The sequence below is a fragment of the Nocardioides sp. CPCC 206348 genome (genome assembly GCF_048654705.1).
Lineage (GTDB): Bacteria > Actinomycetota > Actinomycetes > Propionibacteriales > Nocardioidaceae > Nocardioides.
Genome location: NZ_JBMCZA010000133.1, coordinates 6,546 through 6,926, shown reverse-complemented (window position 1 = coordinate 6,926; position 381 = coordinate 6,546). Strand labels below are relative to the sequence as shown.

Sequence of the window (381 nt, the reverse complement as noted above, 5' to 3'; positions counted from 1 at the left end):
GCGTCGCCCATGGAGGCGGCGGCGGAGACGACGGCCGTGATCACGGTGCCCTGGCCGCGCAACGAACGCGGTGCGCTGGCCGGGCTGAAGACGACGTCCTACGCGGAGAACGTGGTGGCTCTCGAGGCTGCCCGCGCGAAGGGTGCGACGGAGGCGATCTTCGCCAACCTCGCGGGCAACCTCTGTGAGGGCACGGGCACGAACGTCTTCTACGTGGTGGACGGCGAGCTGCGCACCCCGACCCTCGCCAGCGGCTGTCTGGCCGGCGTCACCCGTGACCTGGTCCTCGAGTGGTTCGGCGGGCGCGAGGTCGACGAACCGCTGACGGTCGCGGCGGCGGCCGACGAGATCTTCCTCGTCTCGACCACGCGCGACGTCCAG

Annotated in this window: 1 protein-coding gene; it reads left to right on the top strand. The window is 71.7% G+C overall.

What is annotated here, in order from left to right; all coding sequences use genetic code 11:
- On the top strand, positions 1 to 381 hold a 381-nt coding region (locus tag ACOADB_RS08615), incomplete at both ends, for an aminotransferase class IV (protein ID WP_378597550.1).